General features: G+C 40.4%; 1 pseudogene. It reads left to right on the top strand.

Features of this window, described 5'->3' with window-relative positions:
- Positions 1-1,012 (top strand): annotated as a pseudogene (locus AST02_RS13980) (serine-rich repeat glycoprotein adhesin SasA); the annotation flags it as partial.

Below are 1,012 nucleotides of genomic sequence, written 5' to 3' on the forward strand. Positions count from 1 at the left end.
AAGTGAAAGCGAGTCGTTGAGTACGTCGGAGTCGATCAGCGAAAGCGAATCGTTGAGTACATCAGAATCACTAAGTGAAAGCGAGTCGTTGAGCACGTCAGAGTCGTTAAGTGAAAGTGAGTCGTTGAGTACATCAGAATCACTAAGTGAAAGCGAGTCGTTGAGCACGTCAGAGTCGTTAAGTGAAAGTGAGTCATTGAGTACATCGGAATCACTAAGCGAAAGTGAATCAATGAGCACGTCAGAATCACTAAGCGAAAGTGAATCATTGAGTACGTCGGAATCACTAAGTGAAAGTGAGTCGTTAAGCACTTCAGAATCACTAAGCGAAAGCGAATCATTGAGCACGTCAGAATCACTAAGAGAAAGTGAATCATTGAGCACATCGGAATCACTAAGCGAGAGTGAATCATTAAGCACGTCAGAATCACTAAGCGAAAGTGAATCATTGAGCACATCGGAATCACTAAGCGAAAGTGAATCATTAAGTACGTCAGAATCATTAAGTGAAAGTGAATCATTAAGTACGTCAGAATCGTTAAGCGGGAGTGAATCGTTAAGCACGTCAGAATCACTAAGCGAAAGTGAATCAATGAACACGTCGGAATCACTAAGTGAAAGTGAATCCCTCAGCGATGTAGAAAGTGAATCAATGAACACATCGGAATCATTAAGCGAAAGCGAGTCACTAAGTGAAGTAGAAAGCGAATCAATGAGTACATCGGAATCATTAAGTGAAAGTGATTCATTAAGCGAAGTAGAAAGTGAATCAATGAACACATCGGAATCACTAATTGAAAGTGAGTCATTAAGTACATCAGAGTCATTAAGCGAGAGCGAATCAATGATTTCATCTGATCCAAACAATTCATTAGATTCTACAAACACAGCAGAAGCAACAAACAATGCATCAGGTTCTACAGGAACATCAGAAGCAACAAACAATGCATCAGGTTCTACAGGAACATCAGAAGCAACAAACAATGCATCAGGTTCTACAGGAACATCAGAA

It is taken from the genome of Staphylococcus equorum (assembly GCF_001747895.1).
In the GTDB taxonomy this organism is placed as follows: Bacteria; Bacillota; Bacilli; order Staphylococcales; family Staphylococcaceae; genus Staphylococcus; species Staphylococcus equorum_A.